This window comes from Arthrobacter cupressi (assembly GCF_900099975.1).
GTDB lineage: Bacteria > Actinomycetota > Actinomycetes > Actinomycetales > Micrococcaceae > Arthrobacter > Arthrobacter cupressi.
Window position 1 is genome coordinate 31,528 of the sequence record NZ_FNEI01000018.1, and the last position, 21,714, is coordinate 53,241.

At 67.8% G+C, this 21,714-nt stretch carries 22 protein-coding genes; 8 read left to right on the top strand and 14 right to left on the bottom strand.

Translation table 11 applies throughout. From position 1 onward, the window contains the following. Positions 1 to 8: 8 nt before the first annotated feature. A complete protein-coding gene (locus BLP88_RS16885) occupies positions 9 to 848 on the top strand; it encodes an amidohydrolase family protein (protein WP_074591127.1) in 840 nt (279 codons plus the stop codon). On the opposite strand, the gene BLP88_RS16890 is transcribed toward BLP88_RS16885, so the two are convergent. Then, positions 845 to 1,516 (bottom strand): FadR/GntR family transcriptional regulator, encoded by a 672-nt coding sequence (locus BLP88_RS16890; RefSeq protein WP_074591129.1) that lies wholly within the window; start codon positions 1,514 to 1,516, stop codon positions 845 to 847. The two genes, BLP88_RS16885 and BLP88_RS16890, sit on opposite strands and share 4 nt — an antisense overlap. 131 nt (positions 1,517 to 1,647) lie before the next feature. Between BLP88_RS16890 and BLP88_RS16895 the strand changes: the two genes are divergently transcribed. Beyond that, on the top strand, positions 1,648 to 3,228 hold the full coding sequence (locus tag BLP88_RS16895) for an MFS transporter (RefSeq protein ID WP_084111322.1): 1,581 nt from the start codon (positions 1,648 to 1,650) through the stop codon (positions 3,226 to 3,228). Positions 3,229 to 3,283: 55 nt separating this feature from the next. Here BLP88_RS16895 and BLP88_RS16900 read toward each other — a convergent pair whose 3' ends face one another. From BLP88_RS16900 to BLP88_RS16915, 4 genes are all read right to left on the bottom strand, one after another. After that, positions 3,284 to 4,798 carry an amino acid permease gene (locus tag BLP88_RS16900; RefSeq protein WP_074591130.1) on the bottom strand — a complete coding sequence of 505 codons (1,515 nt, stop codon included), beginning with the start codon at positions 4,796 to 4,798 and terminating at the stop codon, positions 3,284 to 3,286. Positions 4,799 to 4,931: 133 nt separating this feature from the next. Continuing rightward, positions 4,932 to 6,341, bottom strand: a complete 1,410-nt coding sequence (aspA, locus tag BLP88_RS16905) for an aspartate ammonia-lyase (RefSeq protein ID WP_074591132.1) — start codon at positions 6,339 to 6,341, stop codon at positions 4,932 to 4,934. A gap of 61 nt (positions 6,342 to 6,402) precedes the next feature. Continuing rightward, complete coding sequence (locus tag BLP88_RS16910) at positions 6,403 to 7,416, bottom strand: asparaginase (protein ID WP_074591134.1); 1,014 nt, start codon at positions 7,414 to 7,416, stop codon at positions 6,403 to 6,405. A gap of 67 nt (positions 7,417 to 7,483) precedes the next feature. Then, positions 7,484 to 8,245: a FadR/GntR family transcriptional regulator gene (locus BLP88_RS16915; RefSeq protein WP_074591136.1), complete on the bottom strand. Its 762-nt coding sequence runs from the start codon at positions 8,243 to 8,245 to the stop codon at positions 7,484 to 7,486. A gap of 235 nt (positions 8,246 to 8,480) precedes the next feature. On the opposite strand from BLP88_RS16915, the gene BLP88_RS16920 reads away from it, so the two are divergent. Further along, positions 8,481 to 9,071 carry a hypothetical protein gene (locus tag BLP88_RS16920; protein WP_074591196.1) on the top strand — a complete coding sequence of 197 codons (591 nt, stop codon included), beginning with the start codon at positions 8,481 to 8,483 and terminating at the stop codon, positions 9,069 to 9,071. Here the strand turns inward: BLP88_RS16920 and BLP88_RS16925 are convergent. Together BLP88_RS16925 and BLP88_RS16930 are read right to left on the bottom strand one after the other, a co-directional pair. Then, positions 9,068 to 9,388, bottom strand: coding sequence for a hypothetical protein (locus BLP88_RS16925; RefSeq protein ID WP_074591138.1), 321 nt, complete (start codon positions 9,386 to 9,388; stop codon positions 9,068 to 9,070). The two genes, BLP88_RS16920 and BLP88_RS16925, sit on opposite strands and share 4 nt — an antisense overlap. Positions 9,389 to 9,453: 65 nt before the next feature. Continuing rightward, positions 9,454 to 10,122 (bottom strand): DUF6318 family protein, encoded by a 669-nt coding sequence (locus tag BLP88_RS16930; protein WP_139163438.1) that lies wholly within the window; start codon positions 10,120 to 10,122, stop codon positions 9,454 to 9,456. Between the two features lie 439 nt (positions 10,123 to 10,561). Between BLP88_RS16930 and BLP88_RS16935 the strand changes: the two genes are divergently transcribed. Both BLP88_RS16935 and BLP88_RS16940 read left to right on the top strand, forming a co-directional pair. Beyond that, positions 10,562 to 11,242, top strand: a complete 681-nt coding sequence (locus BLP88_RS16935; RefSeq protein WP_074591142.1) for a nucleoside/nucleotide kinase family protein — start codon at positions 10,562 to 10,564, stop codon at positions 11,240 to 11,242. An 87-nt stretch (positions 11,243 to 11,329) separates the two neighbouring features. Beyond that, positions 11,330 to 11,791 (top strand): DUF3817 domain-containing protein, encoded by a 462-nt coding sequence (locus BLP88_RS16940; protein ID WP_074591143.1) that lies wholly within the window; start codon positions 11,330 to 11,332, stop codon positions 11,789 to 11,791. 37 nt (positions 11,792 to 11,828) lie between these two features. Here BLP88_RS16940 and BLP88_RS16945 read toward each other — a convergent pair whose 3' ends face one another. Next, on the bottom strand, positions 11,829 to 12,446 hold the full coding sequence (locus BLP88_RS16945; RefSeq protein ID WP_074591145.1) for a uracil-DNA glycosylase family protein: 618 nt from the start codon (positions 12,444 to 12,446) through the stop codon (positions 11,829 to 11,831). 220 nt (positions 12,447 to 12,666) lie between these two features. On the opposite strand from BLP88_RS16945, the gene BLP88_RS16950 reads away from it, so the two are divergent. Beyond that, the gene (locus BLP88_RS16950) at positions 12,667 to 13,629 is read left to right on the top strand and encodes an SMP-30/gluconolactonase/LRE family protein (protein ID WP_074591147.1); all 963 of its coding nucleotides are present in this window, start codon (positions 12,667 to 12,669) and stop codon (positions 13,627 to 13,629) included. On the opposite strand, the gene BLP88_RS16955 is transcribed toward BLP88_RS16950, so the two are convergent. Together BLP88_RS16955 and BLP88_RS16960 are read right to left on the bottom strand one after the other, a co-directional pair. After that, positions 13,626 to 14,006 (bottom strand): RNA-binding S4 domain-containing protein, encoded by a 381-nt coding sequence (locus tag BLP88_RS16955; protein WP_074591149.1) that lies wholly within the window; start codon positions 14,004 to 14,006, stop codon positions 13,626 to 13,628. The two genes, BLP88_RS16950 and BLP88_RS16955, sit on opposite strands and share 4 nt — an antisense overlap. A 39-nt stretch (positions 14,007 to 14,045) precedes the next feature. After that, positions 14,046 to 15,080, bottom strand: a complete 1,035-nt coding sequence (locus tag BLP88_RS16960) for an aldo/keto reductase (RefSeq protein ID WP_074591151.1) — start codon at positions 15,078 to 15,080, stop codon at positions 14,046 to 14,048. Between the two features lie 259 nt (positions 15,081 to 15,339). Between BLP88_RS16960 and BLP88_RS16965 the strand changes: the two genes are divergently transcribed. Beyond that, complete coding sequence (locus BLP88_RS16965; RefSeq protein ID WP_074591153.1) at positions 15,340 to 15,837, top strand: flavin reductase family protein; 498 nt, start codon at positions 15,340 to 15,342, stop codon at positions 15,835 to 15,837. Positions 15,838 to 15,864: 27 nt separating this feature from the next. Here the strand turns inward: BLP88_RS16965 and BLP88_RS16970 are convergent, their stop codons facing one another. Beyond that, a complete protein-coding gene (locus BLP88_RS16970) occupies positions 15,865 to 16,512 on the bottom strand; it encodes a hypothetical protein (protein ID WP_074591155.1) in 648 nt (215 codons plus the stop codon). A 151-nt stretch (positions 16,513 to 16,663) separates the two neighbouring features. Here BLP88_RS16970 and BLP88_RS16975 point away from each other — a divergent pair, with 151 nt between their 5' ends. Next, entirely contained in the window at positions 16,664 to 17,068 is a 405-nt protein-coding gene (locus BLP88_RS16975) for a YchJ family protein (protein WP_074591157.1), read from the top strand. Positions 17,069 to 17,128: 60 nt separating this feature from the next. Here BLP88_RS16975 and BLP88_RS16980 read toward each other — a convergent pair whose 3' ends face one another. The 3 genes from BLP88_RS16980 to BLP88_RS16990 all read right to left on the bottom strand — a co-directional run bounded on the left by BLP88_RS16980 (position 17,129) and on the right by BLP88_RS16990 (position 21,674). Beyond that, positions 17,129 to 19,108 carry an acyl-CoA dehydrogenase family protein gene (locus BLP88_RS16980; RefSeq protein WP_074591159.1) on the bottom strand — a complete coding sequence of 660 codons (1,980 nt, stop codon included), beginning with the start codon at positions 19,106 to 19,108 and terminating at the stop codon, positions 17,129 to 17,131. A gap of 64 nt (positions 19,109 to 19,172) precedes the next feature. Beyond that, positions 19,173 to 19,475 (bottom strand): hypothetical protein, encoded by a 303-nt coding sequence (locus BLP88_RS16985; protein ID WP_074591161.1) that lies wholly within the window; start codon positions 19,473 to 19,475, stop codon positions 19,173 to 19,175. A gap of 192 nt (positions 19,476 to 19,667) precedes the next feature. Continuing rightward, entirely contained in the window at positions 19,668 to 21,674 is a 2,007-nt protein-coding gene (locus BLP88_RS16990; protein ID WP_074591163.1) for an LGFP repeat-containing protein, read from the bottom strand. Positions 21,675 to 21,714: the final 40 nt, after the last annotated feature.

The window sequence follows — 21,714 nt, forward strand, 5'->3', positions numbered from 1 at the left end:
GACACCGCGTGATCGATGCGCACCTCCATCTGTGGGAGCTCGACGGCGGCGGGTACGGCTGGCTCGGGCCGCAGCACGGTGCCCTCTTCCGCAGCTTCACGGCGGAGGAGGCCGGCCGGGAGTTGGCCGCCTCCGCCGTGCGCGGGGCCATCCTGGTGCAGGCCGACGACACCCTCGCGGACACGGAGGCGATGCTCGCGGCCGCTGACAGCCACGCCTGGGTGCTCGGCGTCGTCGGCTGGATCCCGCTGGACCGGCCAGCCGACGCCGCCACGCAACTGGTGCGTTTCGCCGCGCACCCGAAATTCCGCGGCGTGCGGCACCTGGTCCACAACGATCCCCGGGACGATTTCCTGGACCTCGCCCCGGTGCGCGATTCGTTGGGCCTGCTCGCCGCGCAAGGGCTCACCTTCGACGTCCCCGACGCCTTTCCGCGCCACCTCGGCGCCACCGTGCGGCTCGCCCGCGAGCTCCCGCAACTGACCGTGGTCCTGGATCACCTGGGCAAACCGCCGCTGGGTGCCGGCCCGGATTCGGAGCCGATGGCGCAATGGCGGGCGGACTTCCGGGCCCTGGCTGCCTTGCCGAACACGGTAGCGAAGCTTTCCGGGCTGCACCTGCCCACCGTTCCCTACATGGCCGCGGCCCTGCGACCGCTGTGGGAGGAGGCCCTGGACGCCTTCGGCCCGGAGCGGCTGATGATCGGCGGCGATTGGCCTGTCAGCACCCTCGGTGCGCCCTACGCGGAGACCATCGGCGTGCTGCTGGAACTCGTTAGTGAACTGTCCGACGTCGAACAGCAGCAGATCCTGGAAGACACCGCGGTGTGGATGTACGGCTGCAGCTAAAGCGCCTGCCGCAGCCAGTTCTCCACGCCGCTGATGTGCACGGTGACCAGTGCCCGCACCAGTTCTGCGTCGCCGCGCTCCAGCGCATCCGCGATGGCCTTGTGCTCGGCGAGGGTGTGGGCAACTGCCTTTTCCTGGGTGATGCCGCGCCAGATGCGTGCCCGGACAGTGTCCCCGGAGAGGGCCTCGAGGAGCCCGCTGAGGTAATCGTTTCCGGCGGCCGCGGCGATGATGCTGTGGAATTCGAGGTCGTGGGCCACGAGCTCCTCGATGTTCGTATCCTCGTCAATTCCGTCCATGGTGGCGCGCAGGGCGGCCACTTCCTCCGGCGTGATGCGGCCGGCTGCCATGTGGGCGGTCGCCGGCTCCAAGATCCGGCGCACTTCGAAGAGTTCCAGGATGGAGCGGTTTTGGTGCAGCTCCACCACGAAGCCCACGGCCTCGTTGAGCAGCTTCGCGTCCAGGCTGGTGACGTAGGTGCCGTCTCCGCGGCGCACATCCAGCACCCGGATGAGCTCCAATGCCTTCACCGCTTCCCGCAGTGAGCTGCGGGAGAGGCCCAGGCTCTCGCTGAGCTCCTTCTCCGGTGGAAGCCGGTCACCCGCCTTGAGTTCGCCGCGGATCAGCATGTCCTTGATCTTGCCGATCGCCTCGTCTGTCACAGCCATGGCTCCATCGTAGCGGCGAGTGGTCCGATGTCTGGTGAGGCGTTTCACCCGGTGGCGCAGTTGAAACTGTACCGTCTGGACGGTATAGTTTTTGGGGTCAGACTTCCACCCTTTTAAGAAAGCGAGCAACCATGACCACGTCCGTCACCAAGCGCGTACGCTTCGCCGAGAGCGAGGCGGTTTTCCGTCCCGATCCCGTCCGCGGCAAGCAGCAGGGTGCCGGACGGCGTTGGCTCGCCCTCGGCGCGCTGATGTTCCCGGTGCTGCTGATCGCCGTCGACAACACTGTGCTCAGCTTCGCGGTCCCGTCCCTGTCCTTGGCACTGAAGCCCAGCGGCAACGAACTGCTGTGGATCATCGACGTCTACGCCCTGGTGCTGGCCGGCCTGCTGGTCCCCATGGGCAGCATCGGCGACCGGATCGGCCGCCGCAAGCTCCTGCTGATCGGTGCCACCGGCTTCGCGCTCGTCTCGGTGCTGGCGTCCTTCGCCACCAACGCGGGCCAGCTCATCGGTGCCCGCGCCCTGCTGGGTGTCTTCGGCGCCATGCTGATGCCTGCAACGCTCTCCCTGATCCGGAACATCTTCACGGACGCCACCGAACGGCGCACCGCGATCGCCGTGTGGGCCGCGGGCTTCTCCGGCGGCGCTGCGCTCGGCCCGCTGGCCGGCGGCCTGCTCCTGGAGCACTTCGAATGGGGCGCCGTGTTCCTGCTGGCCGTGCCCATGCTGCTGCCGCTGCTGATCCTGGCGCCGATCGTGGTGCCCGAGTCCAAGGACCCGAAGCCCGGGCCGGTGGACCATGCCAGCATCCTGCTGGTCATGGGCGCGATGGTTCCGTTCGTGTACGGCATCAAGGAATTCGCGCACGACGGCGGCCTGGCCGCGCTGCTGCCGCTCGCCGTCGGACTGGTATCCGGTGCGCTGTTCGTCCGCAGGCAGCTGCGGCGCCAGCGCTCGGGCACGGCGCCGATGTTGGACATGTCCCTGTTCCGGCACAAGGCGTTCAGCGTCTCGCTGGCCGCGAACCTGCTGAGCATCTTCTCGCTGGTGGGCTTCATCTACTTCATGTCCCAGCACCTGCAGCTCGTGGCGGGCCGCACCCCGCTCGAGGCCGGGATGCTGATGCTCCCGGGCATGGCGCTGACCATTGTCGCGGGCCTGCTGACCGTTCCGGTGGTGCGCAGGATCAGCCCGGCGCACGTGGTTACCGCGGGGTTGCTGCTGAACATGAGCGGCTACGCCGTGGTGCTCCTGTTCGGCCAGGGCGGGGAACTTTGGGCGCTGCTGCTCGGCTTCGCGATAGTGGGTTCGGGCGTGGGTGCCGCGGAGACCATCTCCAACGACCTCATCCTCGCCAGTGTCCCGGCCCCGCAGGCCGGCGCGGCCTCGGCGATTTCCGAGACCGCCTATGAGGTGGGCTCCGTGCTGGGTACCGCTGTGCTGGGCAGCATCCTGACCGCCGCCTACCGCGGCCACGTCGAGGTGCCGGAAACATTGGCCGGGGACGCCGCCCGGCAGGCCTCCGAAACCCTCGGCGGGGCGATCGACGCCGCCCGGCTGCTCCCGGCGGAACAGGCCGAGGCGCTGCTGGAGTCCGCCCGCCACGCCTTCGACTCCGGCGTCGGAATGACTGCGGCGATCGGCATGGTGCTGATGCTGGCCGCCGCGGTGATGGTCGCCGTCGTGCTGCGCAAGCCGAAGGCGGCTTAAAAGCAGGAAGGGCAGCGAGCAAGATGCTCGCTGCCCTTCCCTTTTTAAGGCTCGCTTAGATGGAGTCTTCCGAGCCCGGTGCCGGGCGGTTGGCTACCACCGGGGACAGGCCGGTGAAGCCGTCGCGGGCCTCGGCGATCTCGTGGATCTGCTTGCGGCAGGCGTACCAGCCACCGATCATCAGGGCGATTGCCACCAGGGTGACCAGGAGGGTGAGCGGCGAATCGATGAACACCATCACCAGGACCGCCACGAGGAAGAGCAGTGTCAGGTAGCCGGTGAACGGGGCGCCCGGCATCCGGAACGCGGGCCGCTTGAGCCAGCCCTTGTCCGCCCAGCGCTTGAGCTGGATCTGGCACAGCACGATCGTGGCCCACGTGGAAATGATGCCCACGGAGGCGACGTTCAGCACGATCTCGAAGGCCTCGGACGGGACCAGGTAGTTCAGCGGAACACCCAGCAGGGACACGCCCGCGGTGATGGCGATGCCGCCGTAGGGCACACCGGCCTTGTTCATGCGCTGGGCGAACTTCGGAGCCGAACCGGCCACGGACATGGAGCGCAGGATGCGGCCGGTGGAGTACAGGCCGGCGTTCAGCGATGACAGCGAGGCCGTGAGGACCACCAGGTTCATGATGGTATCCACGCCCTGGACGCCGATCGAGCCGAAGAAGGTCACGAACGGGCTGACGCCCTTCTGGTACGAGGTGAACGGCAGCAGCAGCGAGAGCAGGATGACCGAGCCGACGTAGAACACGGCGATACGGAAGACCACGGAGTTGATGGCCTTGGGCATGATCTTTTCCGGGTTCTCGGTTTCGCCAGCAGCCGTACCGACCAGTTCAACGGAAGCGTAGGCGAACACGACGCCCTGCATGAGCAGGATCATCGGCATGATGCCGTTCGGGAAGACTCCGCCGTTGTCGGTGATCAGCGAGAACCCGGTGGGCGCACCGGTGGGGGTGCCAAAGATGACGAACCAGATGCCCAGGATGAGGAAGGCCACCAGGGCCGCGACCTTGATCAGCGCGAACCAGAATTCCATCTCGCCGAACACCTTCACCGAGACCAGGTTCAGCGCCAGCACCACCACCAGTGCGATGAGCGCCCAGGCCCACTGCGGCACGGCGCCGATCCAAGGGACGTAGCGGCCGAAGAAGTTCATGTAGATTGCCGCGGCGGTGATGTCCACGATGGTGGTCATGGCCCAGTTGATCCAGTAGAACCAGCCGGAGGCGAAGGCGGCCTTCTCACCGAAGAACTCACGGGCGTAGGACACGAAGGAACCCGATGACGGGCGGTGCAGGACGAGTTCGCCCAGGGCCCGCAGGATCAGGAACACGAACGCGCCGCAGATCGCGTAAGACAGGACCAGCGACGGGCCCGCGGCGTTGAGGCGGCCGCCAGCGCCGAGGAACAGGCCGGTGCCGATCGCGCCGCCGATCGCGATCATCTGGATCTGACGCGGCTTGAGGTTCTTGTGGTAGCCCTTGTCCTCGGCGTGCAGCAGCTTCTCAGTCGCGTGCGCCTGCGGCGGGACCGTGTGGTCGGTGATGGGTTGATTGCTCATGGGGATCCTTAGGGGTGTCCTGTGGGGAGGTTCCGGTTAGGGTACGACGGCGGAAAGCCGGCCGCCGTCGTCATGCTCGCTGCCGCTCCGGTTACGGACGCTTCCGGTAGGGACCCGGCGCGGCAGCGGAGTGTCAGCTGCTCAGGTTGGCGAGCCGTTCGGGGCGCAGCAGCTCGTTGAGCTGCTCGGCGGTCAGCATTCCGTGCTCCAGGACCAGCTCGGCCACACCGCGCCCGCTGGCCAGCGCCTCCTGGGCGATGGCCGTCGCGGAGGCGTAACCGATGTGCGGGTTCAGCGCCGTGACCAGGCCGATCGACTGCTCCACGGTGAGGCGCAGGCGTTCGGCGTTGGCGGTGATGCCACGCACGCACCGTTCGGTGAGGGTGTGGCAGGCTGCTTCCAGGTGGGAAATGCTTTTGTGGATGCTGTGGACGATGATGGGCTCGAAGGCGTTCAGCTGCAGCTGGCCCGCCTCGGCCGCCATGGTGACAGTGACGTCGTTGCCGATGACCTCGTAGGCCACCTGGCTGACCACTTCCGGGATCACCGGGTTGATCTTGCCTGGCATGATGGACGATCCCGACTGGACTGCCGGGAGGTTGATTTCGCCCAGTCCCGCGCGCGGTCCGGAGGACAGCAGGCGGAGGTCGTTGCAAATCTTGGAGAGCTTCACGGCCACGCGCTTGAGCACGCCGGACAGGTGCACGAAGGCGCCGACGTCCTGGGTGGCCTCGATCAGGTCGACGGCGGTGACCAGCGGCAGGCCGGTGATCTCGGCCAGGTGCCGGCAGGCAGCCTCGGCGTAGCCCTTGGGGGCGTTCAGGCCGGTGCCGATCGCGGTGGCGCCCAGGTTGATCTCGTGGATCAGCAGCTGGGACTCCGCCAGGCGGGCGCGGTCCTCGCCGATGGTCACGGCGTAGCCGCCGAACTCCTGGCCCAGGGTCATGGGCACGGCGTCCTGCAGCTGGGTGCGGCCCATCTTGACGACCGTACGGAATTCCCGGCCCTTCTCCGCGAAGGCTTCCTCGAGGATGGCGAGGGCCTTGAGGAGGCCCTGGACCGAGAAGATCGTGGCCAGGTTGACGGCCGTGGGGTACACGTCGTTGGTGGACTGGCTCAGGTTGACGTGGTCGTTGGGGTGCAGGCGGGCGTAGTCGCCCTTGGGGTGGCCGAGGATTTCGAGGGCGCGGTTGGCGATTACCTCGTTGGCGTTCATGTTGGAGCTGGTGCCGGCACCGCCCTGGATCACGTCCACCATGAACTGCTCGTGGAGCTTGCCGTCCAGGATGTCCTGGCAGGCCTGCTCGATGGCCGTGGCGCGCTCTTCGTCCAGGAGGCCGAGTTCACGGTTGGTGCGGGCGGCGGCCAGCTTCACGGCGGCCAGGCCGCGGACCAGGTCCGGGTTGCTTGAGAGCCGCTGGCCCGTGATGGGGAAGTTCTCGATCGCGCGGAGGGTGTGCACGCCCCAGTACGCGTCGGCGGGGACGTCGCGGTCGCCCAGGAGGTCGTGTTCCGATCGGAAGCGGTGATCGTCGTTGCTCATTGCTGTCCTTGTCAGTGGGTCTTGATGCGTCGGTGGTCCGCGGTTGCGTCTGTGGTCCGCGTCAGCGGGAGGCCTGCAGGCCGGCGTTTGCGGGCAGGAAACCGGCGGCGCGGAGGACGCCGACGGGCTTTCCGCCGCCCAGCACCGGTGGGATCTGGAGCTCCGCCAGGGTATCGGCGTCGACCCCCAGCTCGGCGAGGACCCGGAGGGTGACGGGCAGCCGGGCGCGGTCGCCGCCGTCGGAAATCTTGATCGCGACGCCGGTCCCGTCCGCCAGGCCGATCAGCTGCAGGCCCTCGAAACCGTCCTTGGCCAACAGGCCCGGCACAGCACGCATCATGGCAGTGACGTCGCGGCCCTCGCCGGCCACCATCTCCGGGAAGGCGCGCATGGCGTGGGCAACCTGGCCCTCGTGGCTTTCCGGGCTGGCGGAGGCGAGCCGGCCGTAGGCGCGGGCCATGCCGCGCAGGCTGTGCGCGAAGAGCGGGGTGCCGCAGCCGTCGGTGCTGACCGCGGCGGCGTCCTCGCCGGTGAGCTCGGTGATGGTGTCGCGGACGAGGCGCTGGAGCGGGTGTTCCGGGTTCAGGTAGCCCTCCACCGGCCAGCCGTTGATGGTGCAGACCGCGGCCATGGAGGCGTGCTTTCCCGAGCAGTTCTGGGCCAGCTGCGTGGGGCCGTGGCCGGCGCGGAGCCAGGCCTCGCGCTCGCTTACGCCGTAGGGAAGATCGGTGCTGTTGGCCAGGGCGCCTTCGTCCAGGCCGTGCAGTTCGAGGATCCGGCGGGCGCCGTCCTGGTGCATGGCCGCGCCCGAGTGGCTGGCGGCCGTGAGGGCGAGGAGGTCCTGCTCCAGTTTGAGGCCGGCACGGAGGAGCGCCACGGCCTGCAGCGGCTTGAGGGAGGAACGGGGGTAGATGGGCGCGTCGGGGTCGCCGGCGGCCAGCTTGGGTTCGCCGTTGGTACCGGCGTCTGTGCCGGTGCCGCCGGGGCCGAGGGCGATGAGCGAGCCGTAGTGGATGCTCTCGACAAGGCCGTCGCGGGTCTGCTCGGCCAGCGGGACGTGGTGCGGGGTTGGCATGGCGTCCTTAGGTAGGTGTTGCGTGGTGGTCAGTAGGGTTCGGGCGCATGGGCCCGTGCAGGGCGGGTCAGCCCTGTGAGGAGTTGAGGATGCTGTCCAAGGCTGCGCTGACCGCGGCGAGGTGGGCGGCCATGGCGGCCTCCGCGGCCTCGGCCTCCCCGGCGTCGATCGCTTCGATGATGTGGAGGTGTTCGTCGTCCGAGGCGTGGCGGCGGTCGGCAACCATGTTCAGGGTTTCGGACTGGTGCGCCAGGGCCTCGCGGATGTCGGCCACGACGCTTTCGAAGACCTTGTTGCCGCTGGCCCGGGCAATGATGGAATGGAACGCGGCGTCGAGGGCCACCCAGGCTTCGGGGTCGTTTTCGCCGAGCATCTCTTCCACGAGTCCGCGGAGTTGTTTGAGGTCCTCGTCGCTGCGGCGCTGTGCGGCCAGGCCCGCCGCGGGAACTTCGATGTGGGGCCGGGCCTCGTTGAGGTCCCGGGCGGAGTACTGGCCCAGCGTGAGGTCGTTGGCCACTTTGTCGGCGACCACGAAGGTTCCCTTGCCGGTTTTCGTGACTGTCAGGCCGAGGGCGTTGCAGGAGCGGAGAGCCTCGCGGATCACCGAGCGGCTCACGCCGTACTGGCCGGCGAGGGTGGCTTCGGAGCTGAGCTTCGCACCGAGCTCCACTGCGCCGGATTCGATGTCCTGCCGGATGGCGCTGAAAACCGCCTCGGCCGCGCTGAGGCGGGCGAGGGGAGCGGGGCGCGGAGCCGGGGCAGCGGCTGCTCGCATGGGGAGCTGGCCGCCGTCGGCCTGTCCGGCTGTCCGGCTGTCTGACAGGTTCACGGTTAAGAATATGGCACGGGTCACAAGGTGCTGTCAATTGGAGCTTTTTTGGTGTGGGCGGGGGCTCTCGCGCGCGCTGGTGGGCGGCACTCCCACGGGCGGCCAGCCGGACATTCTGCTGGATCACCTCTGCCGCTCCAGGGTTATGCCGCCGGAACGTCAGCTCTTCGGTTCGCGGCGCATAATCGAGATGGAATTGCCGGTGAAAGGCTGGCCCGCGGTCAAGGAGGTCCGGATGCTGCCACCGCCACGCGTCACCATCGAGGTCCCGCTGCTCAGCCTGGGCGACGGGCCGGCCGCCTTTGAGGCGCTGGGCAGCTACGTCGATGCGCTGCGCAGGCCGCGCGGGCTGCACATGACCTTGCTGCATGTGGGCATCCTGGAAGACTTTGCAGCCGATGTGGCCGCCTGGACCAAGGGGTTCACCAGCAAGGACTCCGCGCTCGAACGCACTGCCTCCTGGCTCCGTGGCCTGCCCGTCCTGGAGGGATTCACGGCCAGCGCGCAGCGCCTGCTCGTCCTGGGAGGCGGCAGGGTCTCGGGGTTGGAAGTCGAGGCCCCGCAGGCTGTGAGGGACTTCCAGCTTTCCCTCGTGGTGGCGCTCCACGGCCTTCTCGACGACCTTGCGGTGGACAACATCGACGACTTCATCCTCAGCTCGCCGGCCCTCGGCTACAGGTCCCCGCACTGGGTGCCGCATGTCGCCGTCGGCAGGCCGAAGACCAGACGCGATAGAACCATCGAGATCGAACCGCTGGCGCTGGAGTTCGGGGCATCGCGGATCAGGAATGAGTGGGCGCTGGACGGTGTTGAGCTGACCCCCTAGCATCCTTCGTCGCTTTCAGGGCAACCCCAGCCAGTCGGATTTTCGAGGCAGTTCTTGGCAACGAGGGACGTTTCGGTCCTCCTGACATGGATGGTCCTCGCCGGGCTGACGATGTTCAGGGTTCCGTTGATGGGCAATGCCGGCCCGCCATTGACGGAGTAGGTACCAGCGAAACTGGTGGTGACTGAAGCGGAGTAGACGCCTGTCGCCTGGTAGACGTGGCTGGTACGGGTCGGTTCGCCGAGCCATTCCTGCTCCGGGATGGAACCCCCGGTGAGCGTGGTGGGGCCAAAGTGTGATCCGTCGCCCCGTTTCACGAGGAGTCTGTGGAAATCGCTGAGGATCCTGGCGGCGATATCGGTGAGGACCTTTCGTGGTTCCTTTAGCCCGAAACAATTCCGTGGGCATTAATCCGCCACTGGCCGTCGACGAACGTGGTCAGAAGGACTTCCGTCTGCTTCGTTGCGGGTATTGATGCTTGCCAGGTTTTGGACGGAGCCGCGTAGTAACTGATCGCCTCCTCGTTGACTCTCACGAATACCTGCTGCGGCTCGACGGGCTGCTTGACCCACTTCACGTCAACGGCCTGAACCAAGGCACGGCCGCCGACCGTCCAGCGTCCCTTGGCGAAGTTTCGATCCATGGCCTTCTGGTAGTCGATGGCTTGATCCTTCGGGAGGTCCTGGCTTTCTAGCCAGAGCTTCAAATCGCCGGTCTGAACGGCGTAGGTATAGGTGGAGTACCAGTACTTGGTGAAGGCTTCGAGCCCCTGTTTCGAATTCTGTTTTGCGATGGGCGGCATCACCGGAACGGGAACGTTCAGTGCTTTGCCGTTGGCGCTTGCCTGCTTGTAGCTCGGACCGGTCGCCGCGGTTGGCGTCGGAGCGCTCACAGCCGTGACCGTTTGGACGGGCGTTGGCGCTTCGCCTCCTTGGCAGCCGCTCGCGAGCAGCGCGGTAAGCGCAGCGGAGGAGAAGAGCACGCTCCGTGCCCCGCGGCGGGACAGGTTGTGGCGGGTCGGCGACATCGAGCAGAAGCGGCTTGGTTTCATGTCTGGAGTGTAGGAGCTACACGAATGGCCCCGCCTGCCGAATTAGCCGGCCTGTGGATAACCCGCTAACCAACCAGCGGGATCCTCAGTGGACCCGAGGATCCCGAACGCTGAATACCCTTCACGTCACTCCAAGTAGACCCGGTTCTTTTCCCTGCACCTGCCTTGCCCGTGCACATTCTGCTGGATCACCCAAATGGGCCAGGCCGCGGCGCGCAGGATGGTGGGCCGCGCCCAGGCCAAGCAAGCTGGTGATCCAGCAGAATGGCATCGAATAGGCTCAGCGCGGCGGATTACGCGGCCCCATTCGGCGATTTCTCGGCCACCAGGCCCGGAATGACGGTCCCGGAACAGCTGGCCCGAACAGCCAGGCGCTGGGAATGATCGCGCGAAATTCGCCGCGCCGGGGCGTTGAGCCAAGGAGCTACCCTGAACGGTGATGGACACCGAGACCAACGCCCGCGAGGCGAGCGGAACAAGCCAGCACGAAGCCTTCGCCCACCCCGCGATCGCCGCCGCCCTCAAGGACCTCGAACACCAACTCGAGCAAAACAACAGGCTCATCCTCGGCATCACCGGTCCGCCCGGCGTCGGGAAATCCACCTTTGCTGCCTGCCTCGCCGCGCACTTCGGGCCGGACCGCAGCATCGTGGTCCCGATGGACGGCTTCCACCTGGGCGAAGCGGTCATCGCCGGCACCGAACTAAGACAGCGCAAGGGCGCCATCGACACCTTCGACGTCGGCGGCTACCTCTCGCTGCTCCAGCGGCTCAGGAGCCGGGACGAGGACGTCGTCTACGCCCCGCTGTACACACGGGAGATCGAGGAACCCATTGCCGCGTCGATCGCGGTGCCGGCCGGCATCCCGCTAGTCATCACCGAAGGCAACTACCTCCTGAGCCCGGAACCCGCCTGGCGGAAGGTCCGCGGACAGCTCGACGCCGTCTGGTACCTCGAGCTCGAACAGCACCTCCGGCTCGAACGGCTCATCCGCCGGCACGTCGAGTTTGGGAAGGAACCCGCCGCGGCCGAGGCCTGGGCGAAGGGCAGCGACGAAGCCAACGCCCGGCTGATCCAGGCCGACAGCCACCGCGCGGACCGCATCCTGCCCTGGAGCTAGGACTGGAGCTAGGGCTGGAACGAGCAGCTGGCACCCGGAATCAGCCGGTACGGTGGAGGTGACCCCGACGCCGACCCGAGGACCTCCATGTCTCCGCGCACCCTCTTCCGCACCCTGGCCTTCGCCGAGGCCGTCACCTGGACGTTGCTGCTGATCGGGCTGGTCCTGAAGTACGTCACCGGCACCACCGAACTGGGCGTGCGGATCGGCGGCGGCATCCACGGCTTTGTCTTCCTCTGCTACGCGTCCGTCGCCGCCTTCACGTGGACCAACCAGAAATGGCGCACCGGTACGGGCCTGTTGGCTATCGCCTCCGCGGTGATCCCCTACGCAACCGTCCCCGTCGAAAAGTCCCTCGACCGCCGCGGACTGCTCGACGGCGGCTGGCGGCTTGCCGAGGGCGGCGAGGCACCGAAGGGCGCCCTGGAGCGGGTGCAGGCCTGGGTGCTGCGCAAGCCGTGGCTTGCGCTCGGCCTCGCCCTCGCCGGCGTTGCCGCCGTCTTCAGCTTCCTGCTCTTCATGGGCCCGCCGGACACCTGGTTCGCCTGAGCCTCGGCAGCGCCGCGGCCCGCCCAGCGAAGAACCGCTAAAGGTGCTGGATCCCCGCCCGCTGCATCGCGTCGCGGTACGTCTCGATGGTCTTTTCCAACAGTTCCTGCTGCTTCGCCTCGGACAGGGCAAACGCCCGCCCGCCCAGGGCGCTCGCCTTGTAGACCTTGATGCCGTGCTCCTTGAGCGACGAGTGGTAGGTCTTTTCAAAAAGGGTCAGGAAGGACGCGGCTTCCGCTCCGTGCGCGACCACGGCGGAGACCCTGCTGTTGATCTTCAGGAACTGCCGGAAGGGCTTGAGCCCGTCCTGCTTTTCCTGGGCGCTCAGCGACGGCGGCAGGCCGGCCTCGCGGACCCAGGGGTAGCTGTGCCACGGCATCACGTAGCGCGGGTCCAGTTCCGCACCGGTGTAGATTTCCTGCGCGCGGCGGGCGGCGTCGTCGTCATTGAAGAACGACACGAAGCCGGACGCCGACCCGCGGCCCGGGCTCACCTGGAGGCTGACGATCCGGCACTCGTCCTCGTCGTGCACGGGGTCTATATAGGGGACCAATGAGCCCGGTTTCCGGGCCATCAGTTCTTCGCAGAGCCGTGTTACAGCGGCAATATTCGGTTCGCGGAGCAGGGCACGTTTGCCGTCCCAGTCAATGTCCACGTTCTCTCCTTCGGCAGCCCAGCCCCCAGAAATCGTCCGTCTCCTGACACTTTACGCGCCGCACCCGCGTGTCGTCGCCGGTAATTTTTCCGGGGACCGCAACAGGGCCGGTGCACTCTGGTGGGCGTCCTTCGTGGTCCCTAAACTGTCAGTACCATCGTGCGGAGTTCCCGCGGCGGGGGCAGGCTCCCACGGAATATCAGTCCCAGGGAGCATCCCCATGCGTGAAAACACCCACCAGTCTGCAAGACCGTTCCGCCGCGCGGCCCTCGCCTTCGCGGCCGCGCTCGCCCTCCTTCTCCCCGTGCCCGCAGCAGCGGCGCCCGCCCCGGAGAAGGCCCCGGCCGCCGCCAAGTCCATCGTCCTTCCCGGCGCCGGCGGGGCCGAAGGAATCGCCGCGGGCAAGGGCACCGTGTTCTACGCGGGCGACCTCGCCACCGGAGACATCTTCCGCGGCGACATCCGCAAAGGCAGCGCCGAACTCTTCATCGACGCCCCGGACGGCCGGATGGCTGTGGGCATGAAGTTTGACCGGCGGCATGAACTGCTCTTCGTCGCGGGCGGACCCGCCGGCACTGCTTACGTCTACGACACCAAAGCCGCCACCGCCAAGGCCACCATCCAGCTGACTGCCACCCGGCCGGCCTTCATCAACGACGTCGCCCTCACCCGTGAAGGTGCCTGGTTCACCAACTCCAACGCGGCGGAACTCTACTTCGTCCCGGTCGGCACGGACGGCACCCTTGGAACCGTCCGGACGCTCAAGCTCACCGGCCCGGCGTCGGACACGGACTCCCAGTTCAACCTCAACGGCATCGCGGCAGCGAACGGCGGCCGGACACTGATCGTGGCGCACTCGGGCAACGCGGCCCTTTACACGGTCAACCCGCAGACCGGCGCCAGCGCGGCGATCGCCGGCGTCAACGTGCCGAATGTGGACGGCATCCTCGTCCGCGGGCGCACGCTCTGGGCCGTGCAGAACTTCAGCAACCAGATCAGCCGCATCAAGTTGTCCGGTGACCTGTCGTCCGGCGTCGTGAAGGACGTCATCACCAGCCCGCTGTTCCAGATCCCGACGACGGCCGCCAACTTCGGCGGGAAGCTCGCCGTGGTGAACGCGAAGTTCGGGGTCCAGGATCCGGAGAACTTCGACGTCGTGGTGCTGCGGGGGAAGTCGCGTTAGCGGCCGCTGCGCAGCTTTTCCATGTCGCGGCGGTCCTTCTTGGTGGGACGGCCGGCGCCGCGGTCGCGTTGGGGCAGGCCGAGCGCCGCGGGCGCCGGCCGCTCCGGCGTGTGGTCGGTGAAGCAGTGCGAGGCGGCCTCGGCGCCGACGCGCTTGGCGATCAGCTGCCGCACTTCCAGGATCCGTTCGAAACCGGGCTGCCGGACCCGCACGGTGTCGCCGATAATCACCGTCTGCGAGGCCTTGACCGGGTTCCCGTTGATCCGCACGTGCCCGGCGCGGCAGGCAGCCGTGGCCGCGGAGCGGGTCTTGTAGGCGCGGATCGCCCATAGCCACGCGTCGATGCGGGTGGAGGAGGAAGTCGGCTGGCTGTTCATGACTGCGAACGAGTCTAGCGTTTGCTCCGGAGGCACCGCCTAGCGGCGGCGCAGTTCCGCGAACTCCAGGTGCGGAACCACGGTGCCGGCGTCGCGTTCCAGAAAGTTGGTGCCGGGCGCCACGATGTCGTCGATCGCATCCAGCAGGGCGTCGCTGAGGGTGGTGTCCGCTGCCTTGATGTAGTCGGTTAGGTGCTCCTCGGTGCGCGGGCCGATGATCACGCTGCTCACCGAGGGATGGTTCAGGGCAAAGGCCACGGCGAGCTGGATCAGGCTGAGCCCGTGCCGTTCGGCCAGGCGGGCCAGCGCATCCGCCGCGTGGAGCTTGTGCTGGTTGAACGGGGCCGCGACGTCGAAACGGCCGGGCAGGGCGTCGGCCCGCGAACTGGCCGGCTGGCGGGAGCCGAGCCGGTAGCGCCCGGACAGCCAGCCGCCGTCGAGCGGTCCATAACTGAGCACGCCGAGGTTGTACTGCTGCGTGATCGCGAAGACGTCGCGCTCGTTGGCGCGCACCAGCAGGGAGTAGGGCACCTGGTCCACCACCGGCGGGACGAGGTGGTTGGTGTTGGCGATCCACTGCGCCTCCACCAGTTGGGCCGGCGTGAACACGGACGTGCCGTAGTAGAGGATCTTGCCCTGCCGGATGAGGTCGTTCAGGGCCGTGATGGTTTCCAGGACATCGGTGTTGTAGTCCGGCCGGTGTGCCTGGTAGAGGTCAATCCGGTCCGTCTGCAGCCGGTTGAGGCTGGCCTCCACGGCCCGCATGATCCAGCGCCGCGAATTTCCCGAATGCGCCGGGTTGGACCCCATTTGGCCGTGGAATTTCGTGGACAGGAAAACGTCGTCCCGGCGGCCCTGCAGCGCACGGCCCACGACGGCCTCCGCCTCGCCCTGGGAGTAGATGTCCGCGGTGTCCACGCTGGTGATTCCGGCGTCGAGGGCAGTACGGATGATCCGGATGCTGTCCTCCGGGCCGGTGGGCGCGGAGCCGGTGCCAAAGTTGAGGGTGCCCAGGGTCAGGGGGCTGATCGGGACGCCCGTGCGCCCCAGGGTGCGAAGCTCGCTGAGGCTCACCTGCGGCTCCCTTCGTGGAGAAAATCGCTGCAAAGCAGGAGTGGACAATCGCTTGACACGACGCTACACATTTGCGCGAAACATCGCCCGAAAAGCGTAGGAGTTCTTAGCTTTTCGTATTCCGGGGTAATGAAAACAGCATCGTGACGAAGCGTGAACAGGGCCCAGGGACACGCAATTACACAAATATTGCCCTCTGCCGGATCCAGTGAATTAGTTGAAAAGGAAGGCGCAGAAACACGGAGAGAGGACCAACGGCATGACCCAGGCGACAGTGGACGGAACAGCTTCGATCAAGCAGGCGTTTGCGCAATTCCCCTCCGGGGTGGCCGCGTTCAGTGCCATGGTCGGTTTCGTTCCCGAGGTACTGGTGGCCTCCAGCTTCACGGTGGGTGTTTCCCTGGAGCCGCCGCTGGTGATGTTCGCCGTGCAGAACTCCTCCACCACCTGGCCGAAGCTCCGCCGGGCGCCGCGGCTGGGTGTCTCCGTGCTCGCCGCTGGGCAGGAGGCGGTGTGCCTGCAGCTTTCCTCCCGCAAGGCCGAACGGTTCGCCGGGGTCGCCACCTCAACCAGCGACGGCGGAGCGGTCACCATTGACGGTGCGGTGCTGTCCCTCGAGTGCGAAATTGTGTCCGAAACCCCTGCGGGCGACCACGCGATCGTGGTGCTCGAGGTGAAGTCCACCGAGATCAACCACGACGCCCAGCCCCTGATCTACCACGGCGCGTCCTTCCGCCGGCTCACCGAAGCCGCCTGACGGCCTACAACCTCCAACGTTGGGTTCTTAGCGGGACCCGGCGGACGACTTTTCGCGGGCCTCTTCCTGGGATTCCGCCCGGGCCTCTTCGCGGGCGTCGGCCTCGGCGACGGCGGCGGCCCACTCGGCGTTGAGCACCGGTGGTTCGGGCGTGGCGGCGAGCAACAGGGGGTGGTGCTTCTTTTGGTTCTCGACGGCGGCCGAGGTCCCCTCCGCGATCTTCGTCCGGAGCTGGCCAGGGGAAGGCCATTCCTTCGGCGAGAGCAGTTTCTTCCACGGAACGCTGCGCAGCGCGGTCCCCGCACCGGCGGCGAGTTGCCGCGCCGATTCGAAGAACCCGGGACGCCGGTCCGCCGTAGCGCCGGGCACCAAAGGAGCCGCCGCCGTCGCCGTTTCCGCAGGGGCCGCGTCGGGCACGGTCTCTCCGGGCACGGGCTCTTCGGGCGGGTTCTGTTCCTGCAGCGGATGGCTGTGCGGCAGGTGGACCACGGGGTCGGCGTCGTTCTTCGGGAAGATCCCCACCATCGCCAGCACAATGACCGACAGCAGGCGCGCAACTCCCGCCAGCACCAGCGTGACCATCATGCACACGGCCAGGCCGAGGAACATCAGGAACGCCAGGCCAAGTGTGCCGAAGAACGTCAGGTTGAGGGCCAGTGTTGTCGGATCTTCCACGTAACCTCCCCGCGTCGTGTCGAGCGTGCCGGTGCCTGGCAGCCTAAGGCCGGGCACCTTCACTAGCCTACGATTGAATTCGGCCGGAATCACCCGGCCGCCCGCGCTGCGCAGGGTTGTAGCAAAGCTGTTATCTCATCCGGGAGGACCCATGCCGATCGACCTGTCCGTCCTCCGCAACGGTGCCTGCCCCTGCCTGTCCGGCGAGCAGTATGCCCAGTGCTGCGGAGTGTTCCACCGCGGCGAGGCCGAGGCGCCCACGGCGGAACAGCTCATGCGCTCCCGCTACAGCGCCTTCGTGGTCCTGGACCCCGCTTACCTGCTGTGCACCTGGCACCCGGACACCCGCCCGGCCGGCCTGGACCTCGATCCGGACCTGTGGTGGCGCCGCCTGGACATCCTCGGAACCTCCCGCGGCGGGCCGCTGGACTCGGAGGGGACGGTCGAGTTCGCCGCCCATTACACGCACGACGGCGAACGCGGCGTCCAGCGCGAGAAGAGCCGCTTCCTGCGGGTGGACCGCCGCTGGTACTACGTGGACGGGACAGTCGGATAACGCACGCCTAAGCGTCGTCCCGAGGGCCCCGACGCGAGCTTGCGAGCGTTGGGAAGGGACCTACGCGCGGTACTTCCGGTGCAGGTTCTCCCGGACCGACGGTCCGGGCGTCGCCTCCGCGATCCAAGGGCCGGTGCCTTCCGAGGAATCCAGGATCCCGGCCTCCAGCCAGGCGTAATCCCCGGCGAGGACCTTCCGGGACACCGCGTGGTCGGCGTCGTCGGTGTTCTTCCAGAGCTGCTCGAAGGATGCGTCCACCCGCAGCCGGGCCTGATCGCAAAACGCGTCGGCGAGCTCGAATGCCCCGGCGCCGTGCCCCGGGTCACTGCGCAGCAGCGCCTCCGCCCGTGAACAACTGGCGGCCATGGCGAACAGTTCGGCGCCGATGTCCACGATCCTGCCCAGGAACGCCTGCTTGTGCTCCAGTCCGGCCTGCCAGCGGCCCATGCCGTAGAAGGTCTGGCGGGCCAGCTTCCGGGAGGCCCGTTCCACGTAGCGCAGGTGCCGGGCGAGCCGGCCGAACTCCCCGTACGAGCGCGGGTCCAGGCCCGCCCCGGCCACCAGCTTGGGCAGCCACCGTGCGTAGAAGCCGGTGGCGCCGACGGCGGCCCGCGCCTTGTCCTGCAGGCTCGCGTCCGCTGAGGCGAGGTCGCCCGCTGCCGCGAGGTGCGCGTCCACCGCTTCCCGGGCGATCAACAGGCGCATGATCTCCGAGGATCCTTCGAAGATCCGGTTGATGCGCAGGTCCCGGAAGAGCTGTTCGGCGGCGACGGCCCGTTCCCCGCGGGCCTCCAGGGAGTCGGCGGTTTCAAAGCCGCGGCCGCCGCGGATCTGCACCAGTTCATCGGCGATCTGGCAGCTCAGTTCCGTGGACCAGAGCTTGGCCAGCGCGGCTTCGATCCGGATGTCCTTCTGCCCGGCGTCGGCCATTTCCGCGCACAGCTCGAAGACCGCCTCCAGCGCGAAGGTGGTGGCGGCGATGAAAGCGATCTTCTTGCCCACGGCCTCGTGCTTGCCCACGGGGCGTCCCCACTGGGTGCGCGCGTTCGACCATTCGCGGGCGATCTTCAGCGACCATTTTCCGGCGGCCACGCACAGGCCGGGAATGGACAGCCGGCCGGTGTTGAGGGTGGTCAGCGCGATCTTGAGGCCCTGGCCCTCCTTGCCGAGCCGGTTTTCCGCCGGGACCCGGACCTGGTGGAAGCGGGTGACGCCGTTCTCGATCCCGTGCAGGCCCATGAAGGCGTTGCGGTTCTCCACCGTGATGCCGGGGGTATCCATGTCCACCACGAAGGCCGTGATGCCGCCCCGGTGTTCCGTGCCGTCAGCGCCGGTGTACGGCGGAACCTTGGCCATGACCACCACGAGTTCGGCGATCACCCCGTTGGTGGTCCAGAGTTTCACGCCGTCCAAAACGTAAGAACCGCCGTCGTCCGCCGGGACCGCGGTGCAGCCCATCCGGGCGGGGTCGCTGCCGACGTCGGGCTCGGTCAGCAGGAACGCCGTGATGGCTCCCGCGGCGCAGCGCGCCAGGTACTGCTGCTTTTGTTCCGCGGTGCCGAAGACCTTGACCGGCTCCGGCACCCCGATGGACTGGTGCGCCGAGATCAGGGCGCCCAGGCTGGGGTGGACCGAGCCAAGCAGGGCCAGTGCGCGTCCGTAGTACACGAGGGACAGGCCCAGGCCGCCGTACTCCCGCGGAATCTTCATCCCGAACACGCCCAGCTCCGCGAGCCCGGCCAAGTAGTGGTCGGGGATGCGGGAGTGGCGTTCGATGGTCCGCCCGTCCATGGTCTGGCAGTACTGGCGGAGGGACGCCATGAACGCTTCGCCGCGTTCGACGTCGTCCGCCCGGGCCTGCGGCCAGGGATGGATCAGTCCGAGGTCGAAGTCACCGAGGTAGAGGCCTTTTGCGAAGCTGGGCCGGGACCATTCTTGCTCCCTGGCAGCTTCCGCGACGGCGCGCGCTTCGGCTTCGGTGACGGTGGAACTGTGGGCGGTGGAGCTTCCGGCCGTGGGGTTTTCGGTGGCGGACGTCATGGGAGGACTCCTCTGGCCGCGTCTGCGGCGTAGGGCCCAGGGTTCGCCTCGGGTGGTGAACCCTTCAGCTGTCCCTCAATGCTACCCGTGGGTAGCTTCCGGTACCAGTGCCGGGAACGGCCTGGAAGTCGGCCGGCAGCTCCACCTGTCCGGCGTGGTGGACCAGCCGTTCCCAAGCGAAGTTGATCCCATCGACCAGGGCGCCCAGGGTGCTCCGGACCAGGAACCAGAGCAGCTGCCCGGTCCCCGCCAGCACCAGGGTGGCCAGCGCGGCCACGGCAATCACGGCCGCGAGGGCCAGGCCGAAGAGCAGCGTGCCGATGAAAACGTAAATGGACGTGTCCAGGGCCGTGAAATCCATGTTCATTGGTCCCCCTTCCGCATTGAAGCCGTGACCGGGCCGGGAACCGGCGCCGGTTGTACGAGAGTAGGATCGGCGCCCGGCATCGGGCGAGCATGCGGCACGCCCGACACGGAGTTGTTGCGGGATCGACACCATACCCGCAGGTAGGTCACGGACGGGTCGCGGAAGGCCCCTTTTGGGCGGCCGGCGGGCCGGCTACCGGGCCGGCTGCAGGGCTGACTGGTGGTAGACGATCCGGGCGCCCGCGGAGCTGTACACGATGCGCCCGCCCTGGAAGTTCTGGCTGACTGTTCCGCCCCCGGAGGCGTACTCATTCGAGGTGGGGTAGCCGAGCCTGCCGTTCTGGGCGCCGGCCTTCAGCCAGGCACTCCGGATGGCCCCGATCGACGCGAATGCGCCGGCCTGCGGGGAGTAGACAATCGCTCCGCGTTCGAACAGTTGCTGCACCCCGCCCCCGGCCAGTCCGCGGATCTCATCGCTGACCGGATAGCCGAAGTAGCCGGCCTGGGCGCCCCGGGCCAGGTAGAGGCTGCGGATGGCGCCGTTGCTGGCATGGGCCCCGGTGCCGGGGCTCCAGAAAATGGTCCCGCGTTCGAAATCCTGCCGGACCCCGCCGTTGCGCAGGCCGCGGATCTCGTCCGTCACCGGGTAGCCGAACGCGCCGTTCTCGTAGCCGAGCCTGGCCCACAGGCTCCGGACGGCGCCGAGCGTTACCCGGGCACCCGTCGTCGGGCTCCAATGAATGGAACCGCGCTGGAAGGTCTGGGCGGCTCCGCCGTTGCGCAGTCCCCGGATCTCGTCCGTGACGGGGTACCCGAGGGTGCCGTCCTGGCTTCCGTACCGGACCCAGCTCCCGCGGATGGCGCCGCCGGTGACGCGGATGCCGCTGGCCGGGCTCCACACCACGGTGCCGCGTTCGAAAGTCCGCTTCGCGCCGAAATCGCGCAGGCCGGTCTCCAGCGCCGCTTTGGGGGCCCCGAGTTTGGCCGCCGCGGCCTTCGCGTCGATGGCGTCCGCCGGCGGGATCAGTTCGGGCGGCGCGCTGACCGTGACGGTTGCCGAATCGGTGGTGACGGCGTCGATCCGCACCCGGCTCCCGGAATGGGTGGTGAAGGTGCTGCCGGCCTGCCACGCGTGGTTGGTGGCGTACCACCCCGGGAACGCCTTGGTGCTTGGCGGGAGGAGGAGGGACTCCGATTCGTTCAGGTCCGCTTTGAGGATCTGCACCCCGCGGTTTCCGTCCACGGCGGTGGCGGCGTCATACCCCACGCTGCTGCGGTACTGGAGGTAGTACACCTCCTTGCTGACCGGGTCCCGGAACTTGGCCGCGCGGCCTGCGGCCGTGCCGGCCCAGGGCTTCAGGGTCACGGTCTTCGCCGTGCCCGGTGTGCCGAGGTCCAGGATTTCGTTGCCGCGGCCGAAGCCGCCGTACTCGAAGAGGCGGGCGTTGATCTGGGGCATGGCGAACTGCGAGACACCCATGAGGTCGGTGCTGTCCCCGTAGCTCCGGGATACGCATTTCGGGTCCTTGAACACGCCGTTGCCGCGCGGCACATCGGCCCTGCCGTTGCTGCACTGCAGGCTGTTGGCATGTCCCAGGCCGAAGATATGGCCGAACTCGTGGGCCATGACCGGTCCCGTGAACCCGGAGGTGTAGGGCATGAGGATGCGGCCGCTGGTGGGGCCGGCCGACCAGCCCGCCCCCAGGTTGCCGGACGCGCCGTAGACGATGACGTCCTTGCGGGGGATGAAAATGACCAGCACGGTGTTGCTGCCGGCGGTCCAGCCGATCTCCTTGGCCACCGTGTCCATGATCACCGGGAAATTGTTGGAGGAGGACGCAGCGGTCTTGCGGTTTGCGATCGTCCTGGTGATCGTGAGGCTGAGCCGGCCGGCGGACATGCGGTTCCAGTACGTGCCGGCCTCGGATACCGCCGCGGCTGCTGCCTTCAGGTCCACCTTGGGCGCGTTCTTCGCCATGTCCTTGGTGAGCACACTGACCAGGGTGACCTTGACGTTCGCGGTGCGGGGGGTAAGTGCGGTGACGCTTCCGCCGGCGGCACTCCCGACGGCGGCGACGCTCCCGGCCGCGCTGGCGGCGGTGGCCGCGGGCAGCGTGACTGTCGCCGACATCAGCACGGCAAGTGCCAGCGCTGCGATGCCCCGGCGCACCGGCGGGCGGCGTGACGGAAGTAGGACCATGAGTATCCCCCTGCTCGATGCTCCGCGGGTGCTGCCCGGA

Bases quoted from the DNA above. Each gene is read 5' to 3' on its own strand.
- BLP88_RS16940 (WP_074591143.1), top strand. From the start codon at position 11,330: ATGTCTCCGCGCACCCTCTTCCGCACCCTGGCCTTCGCCGAGGCCGTC.
- BLP88_RS16985 (WP_074591161.1), bottom strand. From the start codon at position 19,475: ATGAACATGGATTTCACGGCCCTGGACACGTCCATTTACGTTTTCATC.
- BLP88_RS16910 (WP_074591134.1), bottom strand. From the start codon at position 7,416: ATGCCAACCCCGCACCACGTCCCGCTGGCCGAGCAGACCCGCGACGGC.
- BLP88_RS16900 (WP_074591130.1), bottom strand. From the start codon at position 4,798: ATGAGCAATCAACCCATCACCGACCACACGGTCCCGCCGCAGGCGCAC.
- BLP88_RS16890 (WP_074591129.1), bottom strand. From the start codon at position 1,516: ATGGCTGTGACAGACGAGGCGATCGGCAAGATCAAGGACATGCTGATC.
- BLP88_RS16895 (WP_084111322.1), top strand. From the start codon at position 1,648: ATGACCACGTCCGTCACCAAGCGCGTACGCTTCGCCGAGAGCGAGGCG.
- BLP88_RS16975 (WP_074591157.1), top strand. From the start codon at position 16,664: ATGCCGATCGACCTGTCCGTCCTCCGCAACGGTGCCTGCCCCTGCCTG.
- aspA (WP_074591132.1), bottom strand. From the start codon at position 6,341: ATGAGCAACGACGATCACCGCTTCCGATCGGAACACGACCTCCTGGGC.
- BLP88_RS16980 (WP_074591159.1), bottom strand. From the start codon at position 19,108: ATGACGTCCGCCACCGAAAACCCCACGGCCGGAAGCTCCACCGCCCAC.
- BLP88_RS16935 (WP_074591142.1), top strand. From the start codon at position 10,562: ATGGACACCGAGACCAACGCCCGCGAGGCGAGCGGAACAAGCCAGCAC.
- BLP88_RS16930 (WP_139163438.1), bottom strand. From the start codon at position 10,122: ATGAAACCAAGCCGCTTCTGCTCGATGTCGCCGACCCGCCACAACCTG.
- BLP88_RS16990 (WP_074591163.1), bottom strand. From the start codon at position 21,674: ATGGTCCTACTTCCGTCACGCCGCCCGCCGGTGCGCCGGGGCATCGCA.
- BLP88_RS16955 (WP_074591149.1), bottom strand. From the start codon at position 14,006: ATGAACAGCCAGCCGACTTCCTCCTCCACCCGCATCGACGCGTGGCTA.
- BLP88_RS16950 (WP_074591147.1), top strand. From the start codon at position 12,667: ATGCGTGAAAACACCCACCAGTCTGCAAGACCGTTCCGCCGCGCGGCC.
- BLP88_RS16965 (WP_074591153.1), top strand. From the start codon at position 15,340: ATGACCCAGGCGACAGTGGACGGAACAGCTTCGATCAAGCAGGCGTTT.
- BLP88_RS16920 (WP_074591196.1), top strand. From the start codon at position 8,481: ATGCTGCCACCGCCACGCGTCACCATCGAGGTCCCGCTGCTCAGCCTG.